The organism is Stenotrophomonas sp. HMWF003, assembly GCF_003061285.1.
Taxonomy (GTDB): Bacteria; Pseudomonadota; Gammaproteobacteria; order Xanthomonadales; family Xanthomonadaceae; genus Stenotrophomonas; species Stenotrophomonas maltophilia_AP.
The window spans coordinates 11,393-11,728 of sequence record NZ_QAIW01000429.1 but is presented as its reverse complement, the minus strand read 5'-3'; the positions used below and the strand labels follow the sequence as shown (position 1 = coordinate 11,728).

The 336-nt window shown below is 66.4% G+C and carries 1 protein-coding gene; it reads left to right on the top strand.

Translation table 11 applies throughout. The annotated features are described in order from the left end of the window. The coding region (locus DBR34_RS23965) for an aminoacyl--tRNA ligase-related protein (RefSeq protein WP_308812566.1) at nucleotides 1–336 on the top strand (336 nt) is incomplete at both ends.

Below are 336 nucleotides of genomic sequence, written 5' to 3'. Positions count from 1 at the left end.
GAGCGAAGACGAACACCAGCGGATGACCCGCTGCGCCGAAGTGGTGCTGGAAACGCTGGGCCTGCCGTACCGCAAGGTGCTGCTGTGCACCGGCGACATGGGCTTTGCCGCGGTGAAGACCTACGACCTGGAAGTGTGGCTGCCCTCGCAGGACACCTACCGCGAGATCTCCTCGTGCTCCAACTGTGGTGATTTCCAGGCGCGCCGCATGCAGGCCCGCTGGCGCAATCCGGACACCGGCAAGCCCGAGCTGCTGCACACCCTCAACGGCTCCGGCGTGGCCGTGGGCCGCGCGATGATCGCGGTGATGGAGAACTACCAGAACGCAGACGGCAG